The following is a 23,395-nucleotide window of genomic DNA, read 5'->3' on the forward strand; positions in this document are numbered from 1 at the left end:
TTCTTTTAGTTGTTGATTTCATAACACTCTCCAATTTTGGGGGGTGGAAAGTGTCAACCTTATTTAGGACGGCACACTAACACAGAGAAAAGCCAGCGTTATTGCTGGCTTTTTTGTCTTTCTATTTAGAGACCAAATTGGCAACATTCTAGAATGTCTTCTCTTTTCGTTTTAGCGAGATTGATCATCAATTCTCTCTTCAAGTTGTTTCATTAAATCCTTTAACTGTAGAGAATCGAAATTGTCTGAATTCGGCACTTGGTAAGCGTCGTTGACTGTGTAGAGCATCAAACTTTTGCTAGAGAAGAACTCTTTCTGTATTTGGACTTTGACAATGTCATCAAGAGGTAGACGGAAGTAAACCGTTGAGCCCTGGCGGTACTTCAAGGTGTTGGTGCTTGCATCGATATCTAGCGTTTTAGGATTGAACGCGCGGCGCGTGAAGTACGTTGAGAGCAGTTTCAATCCTATTATTGTGAGTGCTACGAGTCCAAACTCGACGACCTTGTCTGCTAGGTAGGAAAAATAGAACAGCGACAACAATAAAGTTCCTAGCAAGAAAGGGTTGTTCTTGGGCAGATTTTGTGAAGTTTCATGGATAATCATCCGACATATTCCTCGACTTTATTCAGAAGCGACGAACGTGAGTTGGTAGACACAAACCTTTCGTTCTTTGCCTTGCATGCGCAATGTTTTGTCACCGATGTAAGGGATATTTAGTTTTTGGATCACCGATTTAGAACGCTGATTGTCCACCAAATGCATCACGGTTATTCCGTTTAACTCAAAGTGCATTCGAGCAAATTCGAGTAAGGCTTTGGAGGCCTCGAATGCATAGCCTTTCCCCCAATGTGGCACGCCAACCCAGTAGCCTAATGTACCGTAGCCCTCTTCGATACACGGTAAACTCACTGCACCAAGTAACTCACCAGTGTTTCGCAAGGTAATAGCGTACGCCACGCCTTGATGCTGCTGATACATCGGATCGTGCCTATCTATCCATGCTTGCGCCATCGGTCGCTCATAAGGATGAGGGATGTTTGCTGTCATGTCGGCAATTCGCTTATCTCCAGCGAGTAAAGCCACTTGTTGGCAGTCATCGATATTGAATGGCCGGAGGACGAGTCTTTCGGTAGTAAGAATCGGTTGTATCGTCATGCATTTCTTCCTTGATGAGACGGCTATAGCTGCTAGCAACTGGTTTGCGAGATAAATCAAGATAACAAGGCGTCTCGAAAGCTCGATCTAGCCAGCTGTAAAGTTGTCATGCGCCTTACTAAATAATAAGCCCGAACAATTGCTTATGTGTAATGTGTCGTATTATTACACACATAAGCACGTTTGCTCATATTGATGGTACAAAAGTTGAGGTCTGACCAATGTCTCAGTTTTTTGATACTTTCGTTCAATTTTTTGAAGATAGGGCACAAAAAATTAAAGGAGCTTTTTAATTGTGGAATTATTTTGAACAAAATATGTCAATTGTCAGTAGGACGAAAAAGTAGGGAGAAGAGAAATGCCGGATATATATTGCGCAGCTTGTAGAAAATCAACGCAACATAAAGTGATTATGAAGCGTTGCGAGCCTCAGTCTGTTGACTCGTTAACAGGCAAAATGGTGAGTTTTACACAGCTGATGGCGAAATTTGTATCAGGTGAACATTATTACGAGATGGAGCCTCAATACTACTGCCGTTGTTGTAATCATCGTGCAATTGGAGAGGTTGTTCCACATCCTGCACGGCATACATCGGCCGCACTCTAACTCTGAGTGATAGCCATGATTAATGGCTAAATAGGGCGGCGTTGCCCGAACGACATATCTATACAGGCGTGTCATGCGCTTTCAAATTTGCGACTCCGCGGGAGCCGATAGGTTGCTTTTTCTCTTCATATCACGGTTACTAAGTGAGCGGCAATAATCATAGCTCTTTCCCTCCTTCGTTGTTTTCTGGTTATTCTCTGCTGAATTTCACATGCTGTGCATTTGATGGTTTGCAATTGTTTGAGCAACGATTAATGTGATGCTTTCTAAGTGGTTACAAGGAAGTGGGTTAATGAGTTATCAATTGGACCGGATTGATTTACATATTTTGAGAGTGCTTCATTCGAGAGGCAGAATTCCGGTTGTAGAACTAGCAAAGCTGATTAACTTAACGACTTCTCCATGTTCTGACCGTGTAAAGCGACTAGAAAAAGAAGGGTATATCAATGGTTATCATGCGGAGTTGAATGCGGAAAAGTTGGGGCTGGATGTGCAAGTATTCATCCATATTCGTTTAGACCAAACCAGTTTTTCTATTTTTGAAAAGTTTGCGAAAGCGGTGGAATTGATGCCTGAAATTGAAGAGTGCTACTCGCTCTCTGGAGATTTCGATACCATGATAAAAGTTCGTGTTAAGAGCATGAAAGCGTATCAGGAGTTTATGTCGAGCAAGTTAGGCACGCTTCCGGGCGTGATTCAAACTCGTAGTGAAGTGGTCATAGAAGAACATAAAACGGGATTTGGTGTTAATCCCGAGCTCCTTGGTTAGGCGAGGCATGTGTTGATCCTCCTTATTTAGCGTGGCTTGGTATATTACTTTTTCACGATTAAAAAAGGAGCCGAAGCTCCTTTTTAATAAATCGGTGAGCGATTATGCCCCGATAAAGGTGCTGATAACGCCAATTAAACCACCAAAAACACCGCCCCAAACGACTAGCCAGCCAAGGTGTTGTTTGATCATCTTTTGCACCATTTCTTTAACTAATGCCGGTGTTAATTCGCTTAAACGTTGATCGATGATACCTTCAATGTTCTGCTTTATCTCATCCATCATTGCAGGAGATTCGAATTGCTCTTTCAGTGCTTCTTTGATGTTATCGCTCTTGCTCAACTCAATGATGGATTCTTGCATCTTTTCGACGAAAGGTTGGCGCATGGGTTGTAGCGCTTCCGAGCCGCCAAACATCGCTAGCATGCCACCAAACTGAGAGCCTTCAATTACTTCCACTAGGGAATCAAATGCTGGATTTAAATCTACTTTCTCAATTACTGGTTGAAGATCGATGTTCACACCGCCCGCCATTTCTTTATTCAAGAATCGGTCAATGTTCGCTTCAGTAAAAAACTGTTCCATCATCAGGTTTTTGATAGCCAGTTTAAACTCTTCAAATCGCGCGGGGATCACGCCAGAACCGTATAATCCAGGCACTTTCTCAAACAGCATATGGATGGCAAGCCAGTTGGTGATGGCGCCTGAGAACGCAAATAGCCCCGCATACCAAAGATAGTCGTTTTGTAATTGATGACCTCCAGCCATCAAAGCGATAGCGAGGACATTCGTTAGCAAACTTTTGTTCATAGTGACCAGTTATATGTGAATATCGGAAAGAATAAGTGGGCCTGATTCTATACCTAAGTCACATTGAGATGCTAGGTTTTGCCGTGATGAGTGACCGTGTTGCGAAGGGATAAAAATGGATGTACAGAAAAACAAAACCCGACAATCATTGTCGGGCCACTGCTTTTTCTTAGAAAAACTAAGATTCTATTTTTAATTTTAGATGCGGTAGATCTTACAACAAAGTTGGCATTTCCATCTTTCTGAGTAGCCAAATAGCTTGTCAGCCCAACTTGGTTTGAGTTGTACGATCTGCATTGAACCACATTTACACATAAGCTAATTACCTTATTGTTAATATAATAACTAAGCCATCTATTGAGTATAGCTGTTTCTCAAAAAGTGAAATGACAAATGAAGACGGCTCAATACTCTGTATTGTGTTCATTGCAATGGATACGCAACGAGGCGGTATATTAGCAGAAAAAGTGTGAGCTTTATCATGGAGAGTGTTTCATATATGAGAAACCACAATGGCTATATGAGCGTCTAGCCATGGATTAAAATAAAAAACGGCGCTTAAAGCGCCGTTTTTATTGAGCTTATCACTCGTTAAGAAGCGTGTTGATTGTCTAGCTCTTCAGCGATAAATCCGCCAGTTTGATGAGCCCAGAGCTGGGCGTAAATACCGTTATTCGCAATGAGTTCTTGATGAGAACCTTGTTCAACGATGCTGCCTTTATCTAGCACGATGAGGCTATCCATTTGTGCTATGGTCGATAATCGGTGAGCGATAGCAATAACCGTTTTCCCTTGCATTAATTCATTCAAGCTTTCCTGAATCGCTGCTTCGACTTCTGAATCCAGAGCCGATGTTGCTTCATCCAGTACCAGCAATGGTGCATCTTTGAGTAGCACACGAGATATTGCGATACGCTGACGTTGGCCGCCAGACAGTTTCACACCACGTTCACCAACTTGCGCATCGTATCCGACATTACCAAATGGGTCGGTCAGAGTTTCGATAAACTCATGGGCATGCGCTTGCTTAGTGGCTTTCAGCAAATCTTCTTCTGTCGCATCTGGATTGCCATACAAAATATTGTCACGAATTGAACGGTGTAGCAGAGAAGTATCTTGGGTCACCATACCGATCTTTGAACGCAAAGAGTCTTGTGTGACTTCTGAGATGTTCTGTCCATCGATCTTAATGCTGCCGTCTTCGACATCGTGGAAACGAAGTAACAAGTTCACCAAAGTCGATTTTCCGGCGCCGGAGCGCCCAACCAAGCCTACTTTCTCTCCTGGTTTGATGTTGAGATCGAGATGGCTAATTACGCCTTTGTTCTCACCGTAATGGAAGCTGACGTTATCAAAGTGAATGCCACCTTCAGTGACTACTAAGTCTTTTGCGCCTGGTTTATCTTTAATATCAATAGGCTTAGAGAGCGTTTTCATTCCATCGACAACGGTTCCCATGTTTTCAAAGAGGGCGCCAACTTCCCACATAATCCACATCGACATACCGTTTACACGCAATGCAAGACTAACAGCAATCGCAATCGCGCCAACGCTAATGGCACTATCCAACCACAGGTAAATCGATAAAGCAGCAACGGAAAAGACCAAAATATAGTTTGAGATCTCTACAGCGACGTCGAAGCCGGTCACTAGGCGCATTTGACGATAGACCGTATTCAAAAATCCTTTCATGCCTTGCTCGGCATATTGGGTTTCGCGCTGGCTATGAGAAAACAGTTTGACGGTTTGAATATTGGTATAACTGTCGACGATGCGCCCTGTCATTGTCGAACGTGCATCGGCCTGCGCTGAAGCGACGTCTTTGAGCTTAGGGACAAAATAGATTTGGATAGCGATGTAAGCGAGTAGCCAGACGATCATTGGGATCATCAAACGCCAGTCTGCCGTCGCTAACATAATGATCATGCTGGTGAAGTAAACCGTAACGTAAACAAACACATCCATAGCTTTCATCACGGTTTCGCGCACCGCTAATGAGGTTTGCATGACTTTCGTTGCGACTCGGCCTGCAAAATCATCTTGATAGAAGTTCAAGCTTTGATTGAGCAAATACCGGTGTGCAAGCCAGCGTATAGACATTGGGTAGTTGCCCAATAACGTTTGATGAACGAGCAACGAGTACAAGATCACCAATATAGGCATGACAACCAGCAATAAGGCTCCGTAGAAAATCAAATCCGATTTGTTGTCTTGTAAGAACGTTTCTGGATTGCTGGTAGACAACCAATCAACCAATTGTCCCATGGCGCCAAACAACATTACCTCAACAACAGCCACAATTGTGGCCATCAAAGACATGATGATCAAAGGCTTTTCATAACCACGAGTGTAATAACGCAGAAAAGCGAACATCCCTGAAGGAGGCTGATCCGGTGTAGATTTGGGGAACGGCTCTGTAAAGCCTTCAAATCGTTTAAACATAACTCATCCTAAAGTTAAAACAGTGCCATTTGGGGTGGCTAAATCCATCGATTCACGCTGCTTTGGACGAAACCGCGTGTATGAGAGTTTCTTGCCTGCTCCTCGATAAAGCAGACCGATTGACGAGAGGGGCGAAAAAATAGTCTAACCGATTGTGTCTTAAATGTAACTAGTTGGTTATGAGTGTGATTGTCTATGGTTCTGATTCTTATGATGAATTCTTATCATGTTCATCACGGTGCCATAAAATCTTAAACCTGCAAAGTGACAATAAAATTTAGGGAAAAATAAACTTAATGCAGCAAAAAACACTTTTGTGCAATTAAATTAATTGTCAAAACAGCAAAACTGAAGTTAACAATAAATTTACAATCTCCTCATTCTAGTGATAAGGAATATATTGGATGCTATTACACGAATCAGTGACCCAATTTGCTAATGGGAAAGAAGAAAGCACGCAAAGTGCTCAGCGCCAAACCGCAAACTGCGTAGTGATGGTGCCACCGAAAGAGTTTCGTTTTAATGAAGAAACCGCACAAGATAATGAGTTCCAACATAAAGTGTCACTCAGCCAAGAAGAAGTCTCACGTCGAGTAATGGCCGAGTTCGCGAGTATGGTTGCAACGCTGCGTCAAGAGGGCGTTCAAGTTGTTGAGTTTGATTATCCAACTTCAGATGTTGCGACGCCAGACGCGGTATTTCCAAACAATTGGTTTAGCACTACGCCAGATGGCACGTTGTACACCTTTCCAATGGCCTGTGAAAACCGTCAAAAAGAAGTACGTCCCGATGCGCTTGTGGCAGCACTAGCGCAAGCAGGGCGAGAAGTTCATCGACGCAGCAGTCTAACTGAATATCTTGACGAGCAAGCGTATTTAGAAAGCACGGGTGTGATGGTGTTTGACCACCTAAATAAAACGGTCTATGCCGCACTCTCACAACGTTGTGATCGTCTGGTTTTAGAAGATTACGCCGATCGTATTGGCTATGAACGAGTGATTTCTTTCCAAACTCGTTTGCCGTCTGGTGCGCCGATTTATCACACCAATGTGATGATGGCGGTTGGCGAACAGTTTTGCGTGATTTGTGACGAAGTGATCCCAGAATTTGAGCGTCGTTTTGTAATGAAGTCACTCGCCAAAGACAAGCAAGTCATCTCAATTTCGCTTGAACAGATGAACCAGTTCTGCGGTAACATTCTGCAACTGGAAACGATCAACGGCGACAAGGTGATTGCGATGTCGCAATCGGCGTACGATGCATTCTCACCAGCACAAAGAAACCAATTGGCAACGCACGGTAAATTGCTGCCATTCGACGTTTCTACCATAGAATCTATTGGTGGTGGTTCGGTTCGTTGCATGTTGGGTGAAGTGTTCTTACCGAATCGTAAAGCTGTGCTTTAATAAACTGCACATTTCTTTTCAGCCGCAGTGAAAGGCTGACGAAGCGTTCTCTTCAAGGGTTTTTAGCCGTTAGCTCTGTGGCAGTACAGACTAACGGCTTTTTTGCGCTTTTTAGTTTTCTGAAGATTTGCGTAGGCGACGCTTGGTTTAAGCGCCTAAAATAGGATGGTTCACCTAGCAGATTGTGGTAAAGTCCGCGCCTGCGTTTTACCGCATCTTCATTGTTTTTATTGCCTCTTCAACCAAAAGTACAAGGTTTCGCTAATGCCATTTTCTACTCTCTCATTGAGTTCTGAGCTGATTCACGCCCTGCCAAAAGACTTCAAGAAACCGACCGATATTCAAGCGTTGGCCATTCCTGAGCTGTTGGCTGGTCAAGATCTATTGGCTTTGGCAAATACAGGCAGCGGCAAAACCCTTGCTTATGGTTTGCCTTTGTTGGAAAAGCTGGGTGTCAATCCAGAGCAAAAAGCGCTGATTCTTGTGCCAACTCGTGAGCTGGCAATGCAAGTGAGTGAAGCAATTAACCAAGTTGGTCAAGTTCTTGAACTCAACGCAGTGTGTTTGTGTGGCGGCGTTGATAAAGAGCAACAACAGCAGGCGCTAGCGACAAATCCTCATATCCTTGTCGCGACGACAGGTCGTTTGGTTGATCTGGCAAACAACGGTTTAGACTTAAGCAATATCCATTACCTAGTGTTGGATGAAGCGGATCGTCTGTTGGATATGGGCTTTTGGCCTGATGTTCAAAACATCGCGATGCAAACCTCCAATCAGCGCCAAACCGCAATGTTCTCGGCAACGTTTTCAGATGAGTTGAAGAGTAAAGTGAAGCTGCTTATGCAGGCACCAAAGCAAGTCACAGCGCATCAAGAAAACAGCACGAATCAAGACATCGTTGAAACGTTGTACATGGTCAATAAAGGCAGTAAAACCAAGGCATTGATTGAACTGATTCAAAAAAACGCGTGGACTCAGGCGTTAGTCTTTATTGGTGCGAAAGAGAATGCTGATGGCTTAGCGAAAAAGCTGAATAAAGCGGGCATCTCAACCAATGCACTGCATGGTGACAAGAGCCAAGCAGAGCGAGAAGAAGCACTGGCGCAGTTTAAATCTGGGCAAATTCAGGTGTTGATTGCCACCGATCTACTAGCGCGCGGCATTCACATTGAGCAATTGCCTGTAGTGATCAACTTTGAACTGCCAATGCATGCAGAAACCTATGTTCACCGAGTAGGACGCACCGCTCGCGCAGGCGAACAAGGTGTGGCGGTGTCATTGGTTTGTCATGGTGAAATGGACGCACTAAGCGCGATTCGTCACCTGACTCAACGTGCATTACCAGTGCAAGATCTGGCAGGCTTTCCAGTAACGGATAAGCCATCAACTGGCGAGAGCAAACGCGCGCCACGCGATAAAAAAGCCAACCGTCGAACTCATGCTAAGAAGAGCATTAAGCAGTTTCAAGGTAAGTCGAAACGCCCAGCCCCGAGTGCGAAGTAAAACAAAAAACACGCTCTTGACGGCATAGTCGGTTCAGAGCATGGCTTACAAATTTTACTTTTGAGTATTAACGGCAGTTGGGCCAATCAAGCGCATTTCCCAATCTTCGACTTCACCAGTTTCTAGACGGCGCTCGACCAGCTTGCCCCAAGACTCGACTAACGGCAGCTCAGACAGCTTAGTGAGTTCTTTTCTATCTAAACAGCCAGTGAAAACCGCACCCATGATGCGAGCCAATGGCCATTCTGGATAAGGTCTTTCACACAGAATAATATCGTCACCTGCACCGATATCGCCTTCTTCCAGCACTCGGAAATACCAGCCTGTTCGAAGCGTATCTTGCAGTCTTCTCGCCATGTCGTGTTGGTCAAAGCGTACGTTAAGTTTCCAACAAGGCATACGACCTTGCGACACTTCCAGTAGTGTTGAGCCGATGCGAATTTTATCTTTCAAGCAAATCGTGGATTCGGTGACGCCTTCGGAGCTGATGTTTTCGCCAAAGCCGCCGGCGGATTGGAAAATTGGTCTTTCGCCTAATTCTTGTTGCCAGATTGGGTAGTGTTCGCTTGGGTAAATATGAAGCGCTTTTTGAATGCCACCATGAAAGCGCGGATCACCTTGCTCATCACTGATAAAACCGAGCTCTGTTGCATGCTGGCGCTCAGGCAGCACTTGTTTGTTGATTGCGCTTTGCGCACCATGAGCATAAGGGACGGTTTTCCCTGCTAGCACAGCTTTTACGACGCCGATTTTCTTCATGTAACCTCCTTATTATTTGAATGAGAGATAAAGTGTTTACCTTCATTCGCGATGCGGAGCATGATAGCCTAGTAAACTTGTGTCGGTATAGGGATGAAAAGACAACTAACAATGCTAGCTCGCCAAATTGATTCGAAGTCAGGCGTCGTCACCTCCAATGAGATGATGGCCGCGAATCCCCATTCTCCTGTTTTAGTGAAAACCATCGACATGCCAAAAGGTTACACTGATGCGCTGCATCAACACACTTGGCATCAAATCATCTTTCCTATCAAAGGGTTATTGCAAACACAAACTGAGCATTATCAGCATTTGGTTCCGCACACCTCTGCGTTATTTGTTCCTGCGGGTGTTCAACACGAGTCGATTGCTCTAAGCAATACGATATTTGTTGGCATTTACCTCAACCCTGAGTTTGGCGCAACGTACGAGCCACAAGTGAGAACCATTGCTTTAACGCCGTTTTTAAATGAGCTTTTACAAGAGATCCGCAGACAGTGTGAAGGTGAGACAAGCCACGAAGAAGTGCTGCATTTGCTGGCGGTGTTGCATGATCAAATTTTGAAACGCAACGTGCAGACATTTCAGTTATTGCTACCACAAGACAGACGACTAAAACTGATTTTCGAGCAGTTGACCGACGAGCCCGCGTTGAGCTGTTCGCTAAAAGACTGGGGAGAGAAAATTGGGGCGTCTGAGCGCACTTTATCACGGTTGTTCGCCAAGGAATTCAATACTTCATTTCTGCTTTGGCGGCAACAAATTCGGCTAATTTACTCGCTTTCTTTGTTAGATGAATCGTTGCCAATCCAAGCCATTGCAGACCTAGTGGGTTATCAAAACGACTCATCCTACATCAAAGCATTTAAAGCCTATTTTGATATGACGCCACAACAGTTTAGAGTGAACGGCGCATCGCGCAGGTAGAAATACAGAGTTTCGACTTCACTTAATGCTTTTGAGTAGAAGTTACGAAACTTCCTTTTTGAATTTCAATTACATGGTATGAATAACAATGGCACCAACGATAAATACTCGAGTGAATCAATTCTGTTTTGGTCAACCAAAAACGTCGCTGTCGTTGGAAAAAGAGCCCCTCAAACCGCTTGCTCAGGGCAAGGTTCGGGTGAGACTCGAAGCTACAAACATTAACCCAAGTGACTTGCTTTCCATTCATGGTGTTGGGCAATACCGCCGCGTTCACGTACCACCTCGCGTGCCGGGATTTGAAGCGGTTGGGCGTGTGGTGGAAGTCAGTGCAGTCGGTCAAACTGACCTTCAAGTTGGGCAAAAAGTGTTGGTGGCGATGAGTGGGACTTGGCAATACTACATAGATGCTTCGCCCGAGAATCTTTTTCCGCTACCTGAACGTTTGGAGAACGGCTATGCCTGCCAGTTGTACATCAACGCGTTAACCGCGTGGGTGATCACCACTAAAGTAGCTAAGTTGAACAAAGACGATGTGGTGATCATCAATGCAGCAGGGTCAGCGATCGGTAAGATATTTGCCCAGCTCGCCCATTCACTGGGTTTTGCACTGATTGCTGTGACCTCAAAGCGAGACGAGTATCCGTACGATACCATTCCAGTGTTGGACGCGAAGAAAGACTTACAAGCGCAGCTGCAAACGCGCCAACTGCCACAACCAACGGTCGCTCTGGACGCGATAGGTGGTGACGCTGGCACGGATCTTATTCGTACCATGAAAGAAAACGGCCAATACATCAACTACGGAACATTGTCGTTAACGCCTTATACGCCTGAGTTTTTTGAATCGATGAAGGCCAACAACATCGACTTTAGTACATTCTTTTTGCGGTATTGGGAAGAATCGGTAGGTAAAGGCGGGAGAAAGACGGTGTTTGCTGAAATGTTAGAACACTTTATTAGCAGCGAAATAAAGTTAAACGTTGCATATGATCTGCCGTTAGAGGACTTTCAAACAGCGATTGAAATGGTTGAGCGACGCTCGTCTGCAGTGTCAGGAAAAATCATTTTGACGCTGTGAATTACAGTGAGCCTGTTGAGAAAAGGGAGGATAAAATCCTCCCTTTTTTATGGGTTTATTTGTAATGATGGGGCTATTTTAGATGGAAGATTTGCTCTGTTTCGAGCGATGTCATCGCACGTACTTGACGCCAAATGTAATAAAAAATACCGAACATCATCAACATACTTGGGATGGCAATCATTGGGTAACTGTACAGCGTCATTTTTCCTAACTCTTCGTTAAAGGCAGCAGTACCAGAAGGGCTAGTCACAATCCAAGTCGCAAGGAAGTAGTTCATTGCAGATGAGAACGCAAAAGTACTTGCAAACAGGTAGTTAGAAGACATAAGGCAACGTTCGAACGCATCGGTTTTATCATTTTCTTTTAAACGTTGGTTAATCAACGCGAGGTTCAACACTGTGTCATTCAGTACTAACTTCTGCATCAGCGGGTAGCGGGTAAACGTTGAACCCAAAACCGCTAAACCGATCAGGCCAGGAATCAGGGCTTCTTTTAGTGCTAACCAGCGTGTATCAAGCTCTAACAAGCCGATGCCACCAGTTAGTAGAACACTGATAAAGCCCAGAGCAGAAATAAAGTTAAATTTCTTGTTACGGACAAGGTCCATACCGCCATAAATGATAGGAAATAGCAAAGCGACAACCAGCGCCATTGCTGTCCCTAGATGCTCATCGCCACTAAACTTCATCAAAATGAAGGAAGGGATAAATACGTTGAAAAGGATTTCAAATAAGGGATTCGGCTTTTTCGCCGTCGTGTTACTCATAATGTTTTACTGACTCTACTCTATGTCGGCTGTTATTGTACTTTGACAAGAAGTGTTCATCTAGTCGCGCTTGATGTAAAGCGTTAAAGCGTCGAGTTGTGTAACGACTTATGAAATAGACCGGAGCATAGCCAGTTAGTTTACATGGTTGACTACTTTTTGTGTCTTAATGACTCTCCTTCTGTGCGATGATCTGATTACGCGCTCTGAATAATCGAGTCGCCACTGTGTTGTGGTTGAGCCTCAAGGCTTGGGCAATTTCATCATGATTCAACCCAGCCACTAAGCTCAAGAGCAACGGCTCTCGGTATTTGGGTTCGAGAATCATCATTTGTTTTTGAAGCCAATCTTGGGCCATGTCGTAGTCACTGCCAGGGTAGGTTTTTGTCTGTATTGCACACTCATCAATGTCGACAAAATCGTACTGTTTTCTATCAAAGCGCCGAGCATTCTCACGACGCAAAATAGTAATGAGCCAAGACTTCGCGGCGTTGGGGTCATTTAATTTATCAAAGAATCGCCACGCTTTCAGAAAGGTTTCTTGCGCTAAATCTTGAGCAAGGTGGTGATCTTTGCATAACCAATACGCGAGACGGTAGATCTCTTGGTATCGATCTTTCGTCAGTGCTTCGTAACGTTTATGTTTTTCCATAGCATTAAGATAAAAAGTTTGGAGAGCACGTTGTGTCTGCCAGATGAACGACAACCCTTTTTATCGCTTTTACAGTGATAAAAAGGGTTGTTCGATTAGGAAGACAAATTCGAAGAGTTAACCTTCCAAATATCGAAGGGTGACTCTGATTTCTTTCTTACACGCTTAAAATGGTTGGTTGGAAAAGCGTGAGTACTGGATGGCATCTGCGACTTCCTGAGCTTTAGACTCTGAAGTCATAAGGTGAAGTAGCTTAAGAGCAGCTTGATAGCTAACTAGGCTACCGTTCGAAGTGATAACGCCATCATCAATGACAAAATTCTGGTCGACTTGTACTTTGACAGCAGGGTAATCTCTTTGAAAGCCGTTTTCACCTCCGGCCCAAGTTGTTGCTTTTTTACCGTTTAAAAGGCCAGCTTCGGCTAACAAATACGCGCCAGAGCAATTACTTGCCATCCAATCTGCCGCCTTTGATGTCGTTTTAATAAAGTGAATGAGATCTTTATTTTCGATTAGTGCATCCATGTCATAGCTGGATGTTAAAACCAGTACGTCGAGTTCCGGCAGATCACCAATCCAAGCATCCACACCAATTTTTAATCCTTCTTCAGTGGTGATGGTTTTCTGATCGGAGACGGAAATGGTGAGCACGTCATAATCACTAAACCAGGTGAGACGACTTGCGACGCCAAAAACCTCTAAAGGCGCAGTAACATCAGAGGTCAGTACGCCATCGTAAACCAGAATACCAATTCGTTTATCTGCGGCATGTGCTGTTTGAAGCACCCCAAAGAATAGGACTAGTGTCGCTATCAATAGTTGTAGTGCATTCTTCAATCCGTTTTTACCCATGTTTTTTTCCTCGCTAACAGAGCATCAAGTTATTGAGGTCCATTATATTTAGGCTAATTAGTGATTGAAGAGCCACTTGGTCTTTACTAAAGTGAATAAAATTCATGAATAGAGTTCATTGGTTATATGGATAAGATACGGTCCCTACGATTTTTTATTGCCACTTTAGATGGCGGTAGTTTTGCTGCGGCTGCCAAAGTGTATGGCACTGACCCTTCGACCGTGAGCAAAGCCATACATCGTCTCGAAAGCGATTTGGGTATACAGCTTTTTCAACGTTCTACGCGACAGAGCCGCCTGACAGAAGCTGGTCGTCGGTACGCAAATACTGCTAGGTTTGTACTGGAAGAGCTGGCGGCATGTGAGGATTCATTAAAAAGTCACAATGATGCGCTTTCAGGGCAGCTTAAGATTAATGTGCCAGTCTCGTACGGTCGCCTCTATATTCGTCCTTTATTAAAAGAGTTTTGCCGCCGCTACCCTAACATCACTATCGATATTCATTACGATGACGCCTACGTTGATATTATTGAGCAAGGTATTGATGTGTCGATTCGCTCTGGTGTCGTTCACGATAGTCAATTGATTGTGCGTCAGTTGAGCCCTATCGATTTTATCATTTGTGCCAGTCAGGATTACTTAGCGCGCCATGGTGTTCCGAGTGGCCCGGATGTATTCAATGACCATTCTTGGGTTCGTTTTCGTTTTAAACAAACGGGGAAACTGTTGCCGATTCGGATGCCAGAACCAGACGGTGCGAGTGAATATGACCCCGAAAGAAACTACATTGTAAATGACGGTGAATCCATGGCAGAGCTTTGCGCAGAAGGCTTAGGATTAACTCAGATCCCTCATTTTATCGCGAGAGACTGGCTTAAAGCGGGGCGTTTAGTGCCGATATTTCCGAGCATGCGCCAAGCAGGAAATGGCGTGTATCTTCTCTATGCCAACCGGGAATATGTGCCTGCCCGAGTTAGGGTGTTCATCGATTTTATCACTCAAGCAATACAGGATATGGATGAAACGCCATTCCATACTTGGGCTGAAACGTTGCCGATTTATCGACCGAACCAAGGCGATTGAAAACTTCATGTGAGTCTTTGGTTAAAAATCCCTAAGCTATATGGTGCTTTTATTGGTTTTTGTTAGTTTATTGGGCGTTATTATCGAAAAGCGCAGTTTGCTCTTCGTCACTCATAAAGGAAAGACAATGCCAACTAAGATCTTAGTGCCTGCTTTGGCCCTACTTCTCAGCGCATGTGGCGGCGATGGGGAGTCGTCAGCCCCAGCAGAAAGCGGCTCACAAAACACAGGTTCCACATCGTCACAAGGCACATTTGCCGAGCAGATGCTTGCAGCGGTCAACAGCGCCCGCTCTACTACACAACAGTGTGGCGCAACCACCATGCCACCTGTAGGGGCCCTGACTTGGAGCTACGATTTGGAAAGCGCCGCTTATCGACATTCAAGCGATATGGCGAACAGCGATTTCATGAGCCACACAGGCTCTGATGGCAGCAAAATGTCAGATCGAGTTAACGCAACGGGTTATGCTTGGAGCGCCATTGGTGAGAATGTCGCCGTAGGGCAAAGCACCATTAACGCCGTCGTGAATGCTTGGTTATCGAGTGAAGGTCACTGCCTCAATATCATGAGTGCGGATTTCGATCAGATGGGCGCGTCGCTTGTCGAAAATCACTCTGCAAGCTACGGGTATTACTGGACTCAGGTTTTTGCCAAACAGCGCTAATGAGATAAAGAAGCCCGATAGATAAAAAATAAAACGCCAGCAGTCACTATCTGCTGGCGTTTTATTATTTACATCTCTTTTAGCTTGTCAGGTTACGAAGTTTTGGGTCATCCGCCAGGTATTCAACAAATTCAATCTCAAAACCGGCAGGGTCAACAAAATACACATTCTTGCGGTATGGCTCATCAGCCCCAGGTTGGGCAATCGGATAACCTGCATCGGTTAGTCTTTTGATGATTGCATCGACGTTGTTGGTCACATAAGCAAAATGCGCTAGCCCAACTTGGTGCCCGCTCAACTCGCGGTTTTCTCCTTCGCCGTGGTCACTCATGGCTATGTATTGATACTCGTCGCCAAAATGTAGCCAGTTTCTTGGTTTGCCACTCCATTCGCCTTTACCTTCATCACGCACGTACCAATGTGGAAATGCAGTTTGGTAAAACTTCAGCATTTCAGGGATATCTTTCACGACTAAGTTAATATGTTCTAGTTGGATCATGAGGTGCTCCTTTTTGTCATTTTCTAGCCAACGATGAATATGCTAAAACCTCAAGTTAAGTTGAGGTAAAGGGCTTTTTTAAAATTTTTTAGGGTTGATATCTTTGGAGCTGGATACATTGAGAGATTCGGTGGGTTTGGTGCTTTGAATCTGAGAGCTGGGTTAGGGGCTTGCAACCTTGTTTCACCTTTTGTTTGTTCGTGTTCTTGCTAATCAATTTCGATCGAGTTTGTGGTGAGTAGATTCCCAGCCTCACCTAGGTTCGCGGGAATGACGGAAAGAGAGTGCTAAACGAAGAGCGTCATTCTGAAAGAGCCTAAGCGAGTATTCAGAATCTACTTTCAGTGTGTTGTTATGTTGCGTTGTGAATTGAACTATCCGCGAGCACAGAACCAGTTCCTCCCTTTTGAGCTCTGCGTGTTGAGAGCTTCGGAGTTTGATACAAGGGGAGGTTAGGTGGGGTTGCTGGTTGAATGTTGGGTAAGGTGCTTGCAACCTTGTTTCACCTTTTGTTTGTTCGTGCTACTCATTTTCGATCGAGTTTACGGTGAGTAGATTCCGAGTCTCACCTAGGTTCGCGGGAATGACGGAAAGAGAGCTAAACGAGCAGCGTCATTCTGAAGGAGCCTAAGCGAGTATTCAGAATCTACTTTCAGTGTGTTGTTATGTTGCGTTGTGAATTGAATTATCCGCGAGCACAGAACCAGTTCCTCCCTTTTGATCTCTGCGTGTTGAGAGCTTCGGAGTTTGATACAAGGGGAGGTTAGGTGGGGTTGCTGGTTTGAGGTTGAATGTTGGGTTAGGTGCTTGCAACCTTGTTTCACCTTTTGTTTGTTCGTGCTACTCATTTTCGATCGAGTTTACGGTGAGTAGATTCCCAGTCTCACCTAGGTTCGCGGGAATGACGGGGAGAGAACGCTAAACGAACAGCGTCATTCTGAAGGAGCCTAAGCGAGTATTCAGAATCTATTCGCAGCGCGTTGTGATGCTGGTGGAGTGAACTGAATTATCCGTGATTGTAGAGCCATTCCCTCCAGTTTGAACTCGGAGCGCTGAGGGATTTGCTTACACCTCTCCCCAAACCAAAAAAGCCAGCAGTAGTACCTGCTGGCAAAGTCTTTGGGCTTCTAGGTTTTTTGATTGTATTTCTTGTTACTCATCGCTGTCACGGTGCCCCGATTGGTTTTCCGGGGAAGAAAACACAGCACCGTGCGCTTTGTGCTCAAGAAATTGGAGATTAACCTTGCTTACGGATTAGGTAGTCAAATGCGCCTAAGCTTGCTTTTGCACCTTCACCCATCGCAATGATGATCTGTTTGTAAGGAACGGTTGTTGCGTCACCAGCTGCGAATACACCTTCTAGGCTAGTATCGCCACGACTACCGACTTCGATTTCGCCGCGCTCAGATAGGGCTACTTCTGAATCTTTTAGCCATTCTGTGTTCGGTACTAGACCGATTTGAACAAAGATACCTGACAGCTCAATCTCTTTGATTTCATCTGTGTTGCGGTCTTTGTACTTCAAGCTTGTTACGCGAGTACCGTCGCCCACAACTTCAGTAGTTTGCGCCATCGTGATGATGTCTACGTTTGGTAGTGAGTTCGCTTTGTCGATAAGCACTTGGTCTGCGCGAAGTACGTCTGCAAATTCAAGAACCGTTACGTGTTCTACGATACCAGCAAGGTCGATAGCCGCTTCGATGCCTGAGTTACCACCACCGATAACTGCGGTTTTCTTGCCTTTGAACAGTGGGCCGTCACAGTGTGGGCAGTACGCGACGCCTTTGTTGCGGTACTCTTGCTCACCCGGAACGTTCATTTCACGCCAGCGTGCACCAGGGCTTAGGATGACACTCTTACTTTTCAGTGTTGCGCCGCTTTCAAGTTGGATGTGAATCAAACCGTCTTCTGTGTGTGCTGCGCCCATTAGCTTCTCAGCTTGTTGCTCAGTCACGACATCTACGTCGTATTCTTTTAGGTGTTCTGCTAGGTCAGTTGCTAGTTTTGGACCTTCAGTACGTTTTACCGAAATGAAGTTCTCAATTGCCATGGTGTCCATAACCTGACCACCAAAACGCTTAGCAACAACGCCAGTACGAATACCTTTACGAGCAGCGTATAGTGCAGCTGCGCTACCACCAGGACCACCGCCGACAACAAGTACGTCATATGGGTCTTTTTCGCTCAGTGCTTTCGCCGCTTTCTCGCTCGCGCCGTCATCCACTTTGTTTAGGATTTCAGTCAGAGACATACGACCTTGACCGAATAGCTCACCGTTCACGAATACGCTTGGTACTGCCATGATGTCGCGTTGTTTCACTTCATCTTGGAACAAGCCACCGTCGATCATGGTTGCTTTTACTTTCGGGTTGATTGCCGCCATCATGTTGAACGCTTGAACCACGTCCGGACAGTTTTGACACGACAGTGAAATGAAGATTTCTACGTCTAGATCTTTGTCTAGTGCTGCTATTTGCTCAATCACTTCTGGTTCTAGTTTGATTGGGTGACCGCCAGAGTGAAGCAGTGCCAATACTAGAGAGGTAAATTCGTGACCCATTGGCAAGCCTGCAAAGCGTAGTGCTGTGCCTTTAGCTGGGTTAGTTACCGCCATCACTGGTTTACGTGCGCTTGCGTTGTCGTCACGTTCAACGGTGATTAGGTCGCTCATCTCTGCGATTTGGTTCGCTAGAGACAAAATGTCATTCGATGCTTTGCTTTCATCTAGACTAACCACTAAACGAACTTCTTCTTTTACATTAGCCAGATATTGTTTGAGTTGTTGTTGGATCGCTTGGTCTAACATAGTTGTTACTACCTTAATTAAATAGTTACCAATCAAAACAAGTATTTGTTCATTCTTGCTAGCTAAAATCGTTGATAACTGCGTTATAGATTTTGTAGTTAGAGTAACTAGCTATCGAAAACCTATGCCTGGTTCTAAACGATTTTTTCTACGCAATTACTGCACACCTACTTATTCAGATAGGCAATAAAAAGTGGTTACTGTAGATAAAACCTGAGGGGGAGAGAGCAAATCAGGCAGAAGGTCGTCAAGGTATCTAACCTGAAGTGCTCTCTAATTCAGTTCTAATCAGAAAAAGGAAATCGGGAACTGATTAGAACTTAAATTTCAGTGGCTTAGATTTTGCCAACTAGGTCTAGTGATGGAGCTAGTGTCTCTTCACCTTCTTTCCATTTAGCTGGGCAAACTTCGCCTGGGTGCGCTGCTACGTATTGAGCTGCTTTCACTTTGCGTAGTAGGTCTTCTGCGTCACGACCGATACCTTCAGCAGTGATTTCCATTGCTTGGATAGTACCTTCTGGGTCGATTAGGAACGTAGCGCGGTCTGCAAGACCTTGACCTTCACGCATCACACCGAAGTTGTTTGTGATGTTGCCTGTTTGGTCGCCAAGCATGTAGTACTGAATCTTACCGATTGTGTCTGAGCTGTCGTGCCATGCTTTGTGAGTGAAGTGTGTGTCAGTTGATACTGAGTAAACTTCTACGCCACGTTTTTGTAGCTCTTCGTAGTGGTCTGCTAGGTCGCCCAGTTCTGTTGGACATACAAACGTAAAGTCTGCTGGGTAGAAGAAGAATACTGCCCATTTACCTAGAACGTCTTGTTCTGTTACTTCAACGAATTCGCCGTTTTTGTACGCTGTAGCTGCAAATGGTTTGATTTGAGTATTAATCATAATTTACTTTCCTTTGAATGTTTTAAGCTGAGCTGTTGTTGCTTTCGGAAAGTATATTCTCATCGGAGTGTGTTTAAGGAAAATCGCTTGTAACTATCCTATTGATAGCCATTTCCTATTTCCCTTGATAGGGAAATCCGATGTAAGTGAGTTTGCTTTGATAGGTTTTATTGAAGATGAAGGCAGATTAGCAATAGAGAATACCGATGATTACTTTGAGTAGATCTTCTCGCTAAGATCGAAGGAGCCTGCATCTCGGCAGGCTCTTTCTAATAGGAAGTGAGGAAGCGGATGTTTCTATCTTGTTAGCTCAGATTGTCGAGCACTTTGCCACACAGCTTCTTCAGCATGATCATTTCATCTAGCTCTAAGGTGATTTTACACATCATGGCGTTTGGCACTGACTTAGCTTGTTCTTTAAGGTCACGACCTTGCTCGGTGAGGTTGAGTACGCGGACGCGCTCATCGGTTTCACTTCGGCCGCGCTCCACATAGCCCTTTGCTTCTAAGCGTTTAAGCAGAGGTGTGAGTGTGCCTGAGTCCAAATGCAGTTGTGACCCCAACTCTTTCACACTGGCACCGTCTTTCTCCCACAGCACCATCATCACTAAGTACTGCGAATAAGTCAGATCAAGCTCGTCCAGCAACGGGCGGTAAGCTCGGATCACTGCGTTTGCTGCGCTGTAGAGCGGGAAGCAAACTTGGTTTTCGAGTAAGAGTTTATCGTCGTCGGTCATGGTGTTGTCGGTGTAACACTGGCTCATTGGCGTTGCCTACCTGCTCACAGAGAAAGAGAGTTATAAAATAAATTGTGCACAATATAGTTGCAAACGATCTTTACTTCGATATAAGATTGTAAGCAATTAAATTGCGCACAACTTAAATTAAGAAGGACACTCGCATGACTACTCTATACAAAACTCAAGCTACCGCTTTGGCTGGTCGTAATGGTCAAGTAAAAACAGATGACGGTCTTCTCGATCTAGAGCTGTCATACCCGAAGGAAATGGGCGGCACAGGCGCAGCAACTAACCCAGAACAGCTTTTTGCAGCGGGCTATTCAGCGTGTTTTTCTAACGCGATTTTGCACGTAGCACGTGAAGGTAAAGTAAACCTGAAAAGCGCTCCTGTAACGGCAGAAGTGGGCATCGGTCCGAACGATAACGGCGGCTTTGCACTAACAGTGAGCCTAGCCGTAGAGCTAGACATGCCACAAGAACAAGCGCTAGAGCTAACGCGCATTGCACACCAAGTTTGCCCATACTCAAACGCAGTTCGTGGCAACATTGATGTGGCAGTAACGGTAAACGGCGAAGCAATTTAAGCGGTTCTTATCACTGCACAAAGACAAGAAAGCCTGCAAGTACGCAGGCTTTTTTTGATTGGTATGAGTCGAGAATACTTAACGCGACTCTAGCGGGTAAGAGCGGTAGCTCCACATGCCGTATGTACGCAGTGCATCGCGGTAGATACCAAGCAGTTCGCTATCGCTGGCTTTGGCTAAGTCTTTCAGTGGCTTGTCTGGGTAGCTTACGGTGTCGAAAGTGATGCCTTGTGGGCCAGTTTGCCAACTTGCGATTTCAAACAATGTTTGACCACGGCGCACGTGACTCGCTGAGCTGATGATGGTCGCGTGTTTAATGTTATGACGCGCCAATGCGTAGCTGCTAAATAGAGCGTTACCTACCGTGCTGGTGGCGTAGTTTTCTTCAATGATGCGATCTTTGCTGATGCCTTTTTCAATCAGCCAATCCGCCATTAACTTGCCTTCGGTTTTGTGGTTCTTCGGTACACCACCCGTCAATACGATCAACGCGTCTGGATTTGCTTTCGCCATTGCTAGCGTGGTTTCCAGACGCTCAACCAAGATTTGATGCATTGAACCATCTGGGTTCAGCGCGTATCCCAACGTGACTATAGCGCCTTTGTCATCCAGTTTGCCTTTATCGGCTTTCTCTTTTAGTGGCGTTGCAAGTACGCGGTCTACGGTGTCGAAGATGCGTTGGATATCTGCCGCTTTACCTGCATTGAGCTTCATGAGCGTCGCCATGTGTTTCGCTGATTCTGCTTGGTTGCCCTCAAAGCGTTGCCATACCGCTAAGTAAGCGTGCAAATCCACATCGTCTGGTGCGACAGAAAGAGCTTGTTCAAATAGTTCAATCGCGCGGTCTGCATTCTTGTTGTAGATCTGTGCGTTTGCCGCAGAAATCAGTAGGTCAGTGCGGTACGGCTCAAGTTTGTAGGCTTCTAGTAAGCGGTCGGTAACAATCTCCATGTTGCTCGGCATTTTGGCGGTAAAACCCGCATGCGAGATACGCGCAGGGGATTTGAATGCTTGTACCGCGTCATTCAGCAGTTGGTCGACAACCTGACGTTTAGTGACGATCTGTGAGTAGTCGGTGGAAGATTGGACGGCAGCATCGTTAGCCGCGATAGAGTATGGGGCAGCAGTCAGCGCAATCACGCTACCAAGAGCAATGGCAAGTAAGTTCTTCTTCATGGAATGTCCTAGAGGTGCTGTAGTACCTAGTTTTTATTGTGCCTAGCGTTGTAGGTCGAACGGGGTCGATAGAATTTTTTCAGTCTAGGTTCGCTTCATGAATAATCTGTGAAATGAATCCCAACTCAGCCGAGCGAATGAGCGCGCGTGGTCAAAACGCGAAGTAGGATCACGAAAATATTGAGGTATTCGTTCGTGTTCTAAGTAATTGGATTAAAAGATAAACAGCGTTTGGAAGAACGGATTTAAGCAACCAGAGTAAGAAATGAAAAAGCCTGCAATGATGCAGGCTTTTGGTTTATTTGATGGCAGTGCAGAAGCTAACGTCTGCATGGTGCGTTTGTGGGTCGAAGCTGTGGTAAAGCTCGAAGCAAGGACGGTCGTCGTTCTCAATACCGGATTCAATCACTTTGCTCATGACATCATCCCACGCTTTTGAGTATTGGCTCGGGTCAGTAATGTGCTGGCGCATCACCGCATATTGACCGCCGGGGAAATCTTGCAGCTCAATGCCTTTCGGAACTTCGGTATCTTCTGGCACCATCAAGCAGATATCAGTGCGACACTTCTCGTCTGGCGTGATTTCTGGGTTGTCGTGGTAGATAAAGATGCAGGTATTGCCCGCCAAACCTTTCATTCCTGCCCATTGATACAGGCGACCTGATGGCTCTTCATAGCCTTGGCCGTAAGGGCCGTTTACACGAATGTAAGCCAGTTTTGCTTTTTCAAAGTTTTGCGTTTCCATTGTCGTGCTCCATTTGGTGAGTTCAGAGCCAGTATATGAATCGCTTGGTGTTACTTCGTTTCCATTCTTGCGCAACGTGTGTCCAATCTTGCTGTTTCGTGCTAATTCAGAAAACTGCTGGTAGTTTTCGCAGTCACGAAAGGCCGTTGGTGTAACGCCATAATGTTGTTTGAAGGCTTTGGCTAAGCTCTGTGAGCTAGAAAATCCGTACTCTAGGGCAATGTTCAATACCGGTTGCTTGGATTTGAATAAGTCATCGGCGGCGGCTTCTAGACGCAAACGTCGAATGAAATCGGCTAATGTCTCGCCTTGCACGGCTTTGAAGGTGCGATGAAAGTGATAAGGGGAAAGGTTCGCCAGCGCGGCCACTTCTGGCAGGTTGAGTGGCTCATTAAAGTGTTGTTCTAAATAACGAATCACAGGAACCAGTCGTTGGTGGTAGTCGACGCGCATCGGGGTATTTCCTT

General features: G+C 45.2%; 23 protein-coding genes. 9 read left to right on the plus strand and 14 right to left on the minus strand.

The window, feature by feature from the left end; translation table 11 throughout:
* Window positions 1-171: 171 nt before the first annotated feature.
* Window positions 172-606 (minus strand): hypothetical protein, encoded by a 435-nt coding sequence (locus R7O03_RS02035; protein ID WP_318131376.1) that lies wholly within the window; start codon window positions 604-606, stop codon window positions 172-174.
* A gap of 18 nt (window positions 607-624) precedes the next feature.
* Window positions 625-1,158, minus strand: a complete 534-nt coding sequence (locus R7O03_RS02040; RefSeq protein WP_054578586.1) for a GNAT family N-acetyltransferase — start codon at window positions 1,156-1,158, stop codon at window positions 625-627.
* A gap of 358 nt (window positions 1,159-1,516) precedes the next feature.
* Here R7O03_RS02040 and R7O03_RS02045 point away from each other — a divergent pair, with 358 nt between their 5' ends.
* Window positions 1,517-1,765, plus strand: coding sequence for a hypothetical protein (locus R7O03_RS02045; protein ID WP_081007959.1), 249 nt, complete (start codon window positions 1,517-1,519; stop codon window positions 1,763-1,765).
* 292 nt (window positions 1,766-2,057) lie between these two features.
* On the plus strand, window positions 2,058-2,534 hold the full coding sequence (locus R7O03_RS02050; RefSeq protein ID WP_005374595.1) for an Lrp/AsnC family transcriptional regulator: 477 nt from the start codon (window positions 2,058-2,060) through the stop codon (window positions 2,532-2,534).
* Window positions 2,535-2,636: 102 nt separating this feature from the next.
* Here R7O03_RS02050 and R7O03_RS02055 read toward each other — a convergent pair whose 3' ends face one another.
* Window positions 2,637-3,344 carry a DUF445 domain-containing protein gene (locus tag R7O03_RS02055; protein ID WP_005383549.1) on the minus strand — a complete coding sequence of 236 codons (708 nt, stop codon included), beginning with the start codon at window positions 3,342-3,344 and terminating at the stop codon, window positions 2,637-2,639.
* A 591-nt stretch (window positions 3,345-3,935) separates the two neighbouring features.
* Window positions 3,936-5,786 (minus strand): ABC transporter ATP-binding protein, encoded by a 1,851-nt coding sequence (locus R7O03_RS02060; RefSeq protein WP_318131377.1) that lies wholly within the window; start codon window positions 5,784-5,786, stop codon window positions 3,936-3,938.
* Window positions 5,787-6,190: 404 nt separating this feature from the next.
* Here R7O03_RS02060 and R7O03_RS02065 point away from each other — a divergent pair, with 404 nt between their 5' ends.
* Together R7O03_RS02065 and R7O03_RS02070 are read left to right on the plus strand one after the other, a co-directional pair.
* Entirely contained in the window at window positions 6,191-7,192 is a 1,002-nt protein-coding gene (locus R7O03_RS02065; protein ID WP_005383547.1) for an arginine deiminase-related protein, read from the plus strand.
* A gap of 264 nt (window positions 7,193-7,456) precedes the next feature.
* Window positions 7,457-8,695, plus strand: a complete 1,239-nt coding sequence (locus R7O03_RS02070) for a DEAD/DEAH box helicase (RefSeq protein WP_053303953.1) — start codon at window positions 7,457-7,459, stop codon at window positions 8,693-8,695.
* 54 nt (window positions 8,696-8,749) lie between these two features.
* Here the strand turns inward: R7O03_RS02070 and R7O03_RS02075 are convergent, their stop codons facing one another.
* Window positions 8,750-9,454 carry an MOSC domain-containing protein gene (locus R7O03_RS02075; RefSeq protein ID WP_053303952.1) on the minus strand — a complete coding sequence of 235 codons (705 nt, stop codon included), beginning with the start codon at window positions 9,452-9,454 and terminating at the stop codon, window positions 8,750-8,752.
* Window positions 9,455-9,565: 111 nt separating this feature from the next.
* On the opposite strand from R7O03_RS02075, the gene R7O03_RS02080 reads away from it, so the two are divergent.
* A complete protein-coding gene (locus tag R7O03_RS02080; RefSeq protein WP_053303951.1) occupies window positions 9,566-10,381 on the plus strand; it encodes an AraC family transcriptional regulator in 816 nt (271 codons plus the stop codon).
* A gap of 88 nt (window positions 10,382-10,469) precedes the next feature.
* Window positions 10,470-11,462, plus strand: a complete 993-nt coding sequence (locus tag R7O03_RS02085; protein ID WP_053303950.1) for a zinc-dependent alcohol dehydrogenase family protein — start codon at window positions 10,470-10,472, stop codon at window positions 11,460-11,462.
* 73 nt (window positions 11,463-11,535) lie between these two features.
* Here R7O03_RS02085 and R7O03_RS02090 read toward each other — a convergent pair whose 3' ends face one another.
* From R7O03_RS02090 to R7O03_RS02100, 3 genes are all read right to left on the minus strand, one after another.
* Window positions 11,536-12,231 (minus strand): VC0807 family protein, encoded by a 696-nt coding sequence (locus R7O03_RS02090; RefSeq protein WP_053303949.1) that lies wholly within the window; start codon window positions 12,229-12,231, stop codon window positions 11,536-11,538.
* Window positions 12,232-12,397: 166 nt separating this feature from the next.
* Window positions 12,398-12,928, minus strand: a complete 531-nt coding sequence (locus R7O03_RS02095) for a sigma-70 family RNA polymerase sigma factor (RefSeq protein ID WP_255209459.1) — start codon at window positions 12,926-12,928, stop codon at window positions 12,398-12,400.
* A 120-nt stretch (window positions 12,929-13,048) separates the two neighbouring features.
* A complete protein-coding gene (locus tag R7O03_RS02100; protein ID WP_005374612.1) occupies window positions 13,049-13,735 on the minus strand; it encodes a DJ-1/PfpI family protein in 687 nt (228 codons plus the stop codon).
* A gap of 126 nt (window positions 13,736-13,861) precedes the next feature.
* Between R7O03_RS02100 and R7O03_RS02105 the strand changes: the two genes are divergently transcribed.
* The gene (locus tag R7O03_RS02105; protein WP_017820076.1) at window positions 13,862-14,818 is read left to right on the plus strand and encodes a LysR family transcriptional regulator; all 957 of its coding nucleotides are present in this window, start codon (window positions 13,862-13,864) and stop codon (window positions 14,816-14,818) included.
* A 127-nt stretch (window positions 14,819-14,945) separates the two neighbouring features.
* Window positions 14,946-15,485, plus strand: coding sequence for a CAP domain-containing protein (locus R7O03_RS02110; RefSeq protein ID WP_053303948.1), 540 nt, complete (start codon window positions 14,946-14,948; stop codon window positions 15,483-15,485).
* A gap of 79 nt (window positions 15,486-15,564) precedes the next feature.
* Here the strand turns inward: R7O03_RS02110 and R7O03_RS02115 are convergent, their stop codons facing one another.
* The 4 genes from R7O03_RS02115 to R7O03_RS02130 all read right to left on the minus strand — a co-directional run bounded on the left by R7O03_RS02115 (window position 15,565) and on the right by R7O03_RS02130 (window position 20,447).
* Window positions 15,565-15,984: a VOC family protein gene (locus tag R7O03_RS02115; RefSeq protein ID WP_005374615.1), complete on the minus strand. Its 420-nt coding sequence runs from the start codon at window positions 15,982-15,984 to the stop codon at window positions 15,565-15,567.
* Window positions 15,985-17,221: 1,237 nt separating this feature from the next.
* Window positions 17,222-18,790: an alkyl hydroperoxide reductase subunit F gene (gene ahpF / locus R7O03_RS02120; RefSeq protein WP_005374617.1), complete on the minus strand. Its 1,569-nt coding sequence runs from the start codon at window positions 18,788-18,790 to the stop codon at window positions 17,222-17,224.
* Between the two features lie 335 nt (window positions 18,791-19,125).
* Window positions 19,126-19,683 carry an alkyl hydroperoxide reductase subunit C gene (gene ahpC, locus R7O03_RS02125; RefSeq protein WP_005374632.1) on the minus strand — a complete coding sequence of 186 codons (558 nt, stop codon included), beginning with the start codon at window positions 19,681-19,683 and terminating at the stop codon, window positions 19,126-19,128.
* Window positions 19,684-19,988: 305 nt separating this feature from the next.
* Window positions 19,989-20,447, minus strand: coding sequence for a MarR family winged helix-turn-helix transcriptional regulator (locus R7O03_RS02130; RefSeq protein WP_005383518.1), 459 nt, complete (start codon window positions 20,445-20,447; stop codon window positions 19,989-19,991).
* A 137-nt stretch (window positions 20,448-20,584) separates the two neighbouring features.
* On the opposite strand from R7O03_RS02130, the gene R7O03_RS02135 reads away from it, so the two are divergent.
* Entirely contained in the window at window positions 20,585-21,007 is a 423-nt protein-coding gene (locus tag R7O03_RS02135; protein ID WP_005374640.1) for an organic hydroperoxide resistance protein, read from the plus strand.
* Window positions 21,008-21,085: 78 nt separating this feature from the next.
* Here R7O03_RS02135 and R7O03_RS02140 read toward each other — a convergent pair whose 3' ends face one another.
* Window positions 21,086-22,183, minus strand: coding sequence for a YdcF family protein (locus R7O03_RS02140; RefSeq protein ID WP_053303946.1), 1,098 nt, complete (start codon window positions 22,181-22,183; stop codon window positions 21,086-21,088).
* 298 nt (window positions 22,184-22,481) lie between these two features.
* A complete protein-coding gene (locus R7O03_RS02145; protein ID WP_020195560.1) occupies window positions 22,482-23,381 on the minus strand; it encodes an AraC family transcriptional regulator in 900 nt (299 codons plus the stop codon).
* Between the last annotated feature and the right edge of the window lie 14 nt (window positions 23,382-23,395).

This window comes from Vibrio sp. Vb2960 (assembly GCF_033337665.1).
GTDB lineage: Bacteria > Pseudomonadota > Gammaproteobacteria > Enterobacterales > Vibrionaceae > Vibrio > Vibrio alginolyticus.

Excerpts from the sequence above, each read along its gene's own strand:
- R7O03_RS02140 (WP_053303946.1), bottom strand. The coding sequence starts at position 22,183 with ATGAAGAAGAACTTACTTGCCATTGCTCTTGGTAGCGTGATTGCGCTG.
- R7O03_RS02110 (WP_053303948.1), top strand. The coding sequence starts at position 14,946 with ATGCCAACTAAGATCTTAGTGCCTGCTTTGGCCCTACTTCTCAGCGCA.
- R7O03_RS02055 (WP_005383549.1), bottom strand. The coding sequence starts at position 3,344 with ATGAACAAAAGTTTGCTAACGAATGTCCTCGCTATCGCTTTGATGGCT.
- R7O03_RS02045 (WP_081007959.1), top strand. The coding sequence starts at position 1,517 with ATGCCGGATATATATTGCGCAGCTTGTAGAAAATCAACGCAACATAAA.
- R7O03_RS02070 (WP_053303953.1), top strand. The coding sequence starts at position 7,457 with ATGCCATTTTCTACTCTCTCATTGAGTTCTGAGCTGATTCACGCCCTG.
- R7O03_RS02050 (WP_005374595.1), top strand. The coding sequence starts at position 2,058 with ATGAGTTATCAATTGGACCGGATTGATTTACATATTTTGAGAGTGCTT.
- R7O03_RS02080 (WP_053303951.1), top strand. The coding sequence starts at position 9,566 with ATGCTAGCTCGCCAAATTGATTCGAAGTCAGGCGTCGTCACCTCCAAT.
- R7O03_RS02145 (WP_020195560.1), bottom strand. The coding sequence starts at position 23,381 with ATGCGCGTCGACTACCACCAACGACTGGTTCCTGTGATTCGTTATTTA.
- R7O03_RS02085 (WP_053303950.1), top strand. The coding sequence starts at position 10,470 with ATGGCACCAACGATAAATACTCGAGTGAATCAATTCTGTTTTGGTCAA.
- R7O03_RS02035 (WP_318131376.1), bottom strand. The coding sequence starts at position 606 with ATGATTATCCATGAAACTTCACAAAATCTGCCCAAGAACAACCCTTTC.
- R7O03_RS02100 (WP_005374612.1), bottom strand. The coding sequence starts at position 13,735 with ATGGGTAAAAACGGATTGAAGAATGCACTACAACTATTGATAGCGACA.
- R7O03_RS02135 (WP_005374640.1), top strand. The coding sequence starts at position 20,585 with ATGACTACTCTATACAAAACTCAAGCTACCGCTTTGGCTGGTCGTAAT.
- R7O03_RS02060 (WP_318131377.1), bottom strand. The coding sequence starts at position 5,786 with ATGTTTAAACGATTTGAAGGCTTTACAGAGCCGTTCCCCAAATCTACA.
- R7O03_RS02040 (WP_054578586.1), bottom strand. The coding sequence starts at position 1,158 with ATGACGATACAACCGATTCTTACTACCGAAAGACTCGTCCTCCGGCCA.
- R7O03_RS02075 (WP_053303952.1), bottom strand. The coding sequence starts at position 9,454 with ATGAAGAAAATCGGCGTCGTAAAAGCTGTGCTAGCAGGGAAAACCGTC.
- R7O03_RS02115 (WP_005374615.1), bottom strand. The coding sequence starts at position 15,984 with ATGATCCAACTAGAACATATTAACTTAGTCGTGAAAGATATCCCTGAA.
- R7O03_RS02130 (WP_005383518.1), bottom strand. The coding sequence starts at position 20,447 with ATGAGCCAGTGTTACACCGACAACACCATGACCGACGACGATAAACTC.
- ahpC (WP_005374632.1), bottom strand. The coding sequence starts at position 19,683 with ATGATTAATACTCAAATCAAACCATTTGCAGCTACAGCGTACAAAAAC.
- ahpF (WP_005374617.1), bottom strand. The coding sequence starts at position 18,790 with ATGTTAGACCAAGCGATCCAACAACAACTCAAACAATATCTGGCTAAT.
- R7O03_RS02105 (WP_017820076.1), top strand. The coding sequence starts at position 13,862 with ATGGATAAGATACGGTCCCTACGATTTTTTATTGCCACTTTAGATGGC.
- R7O03_RS02065 (WP_005383547.1), top strand. The coding sequence starts at position 6,191 with ATGCTATTACACGAATCAGTGACCCAATTTGCTAATGGGAAAGAAGAA.
- R7O03_RS02090 (WP_053303949.1), bottom strand. The coding sequence starts at position 12,231 with ATGAGTAACACGACGGCGAAAAAGCCGAATCCCTTATTTGAAATCCTT.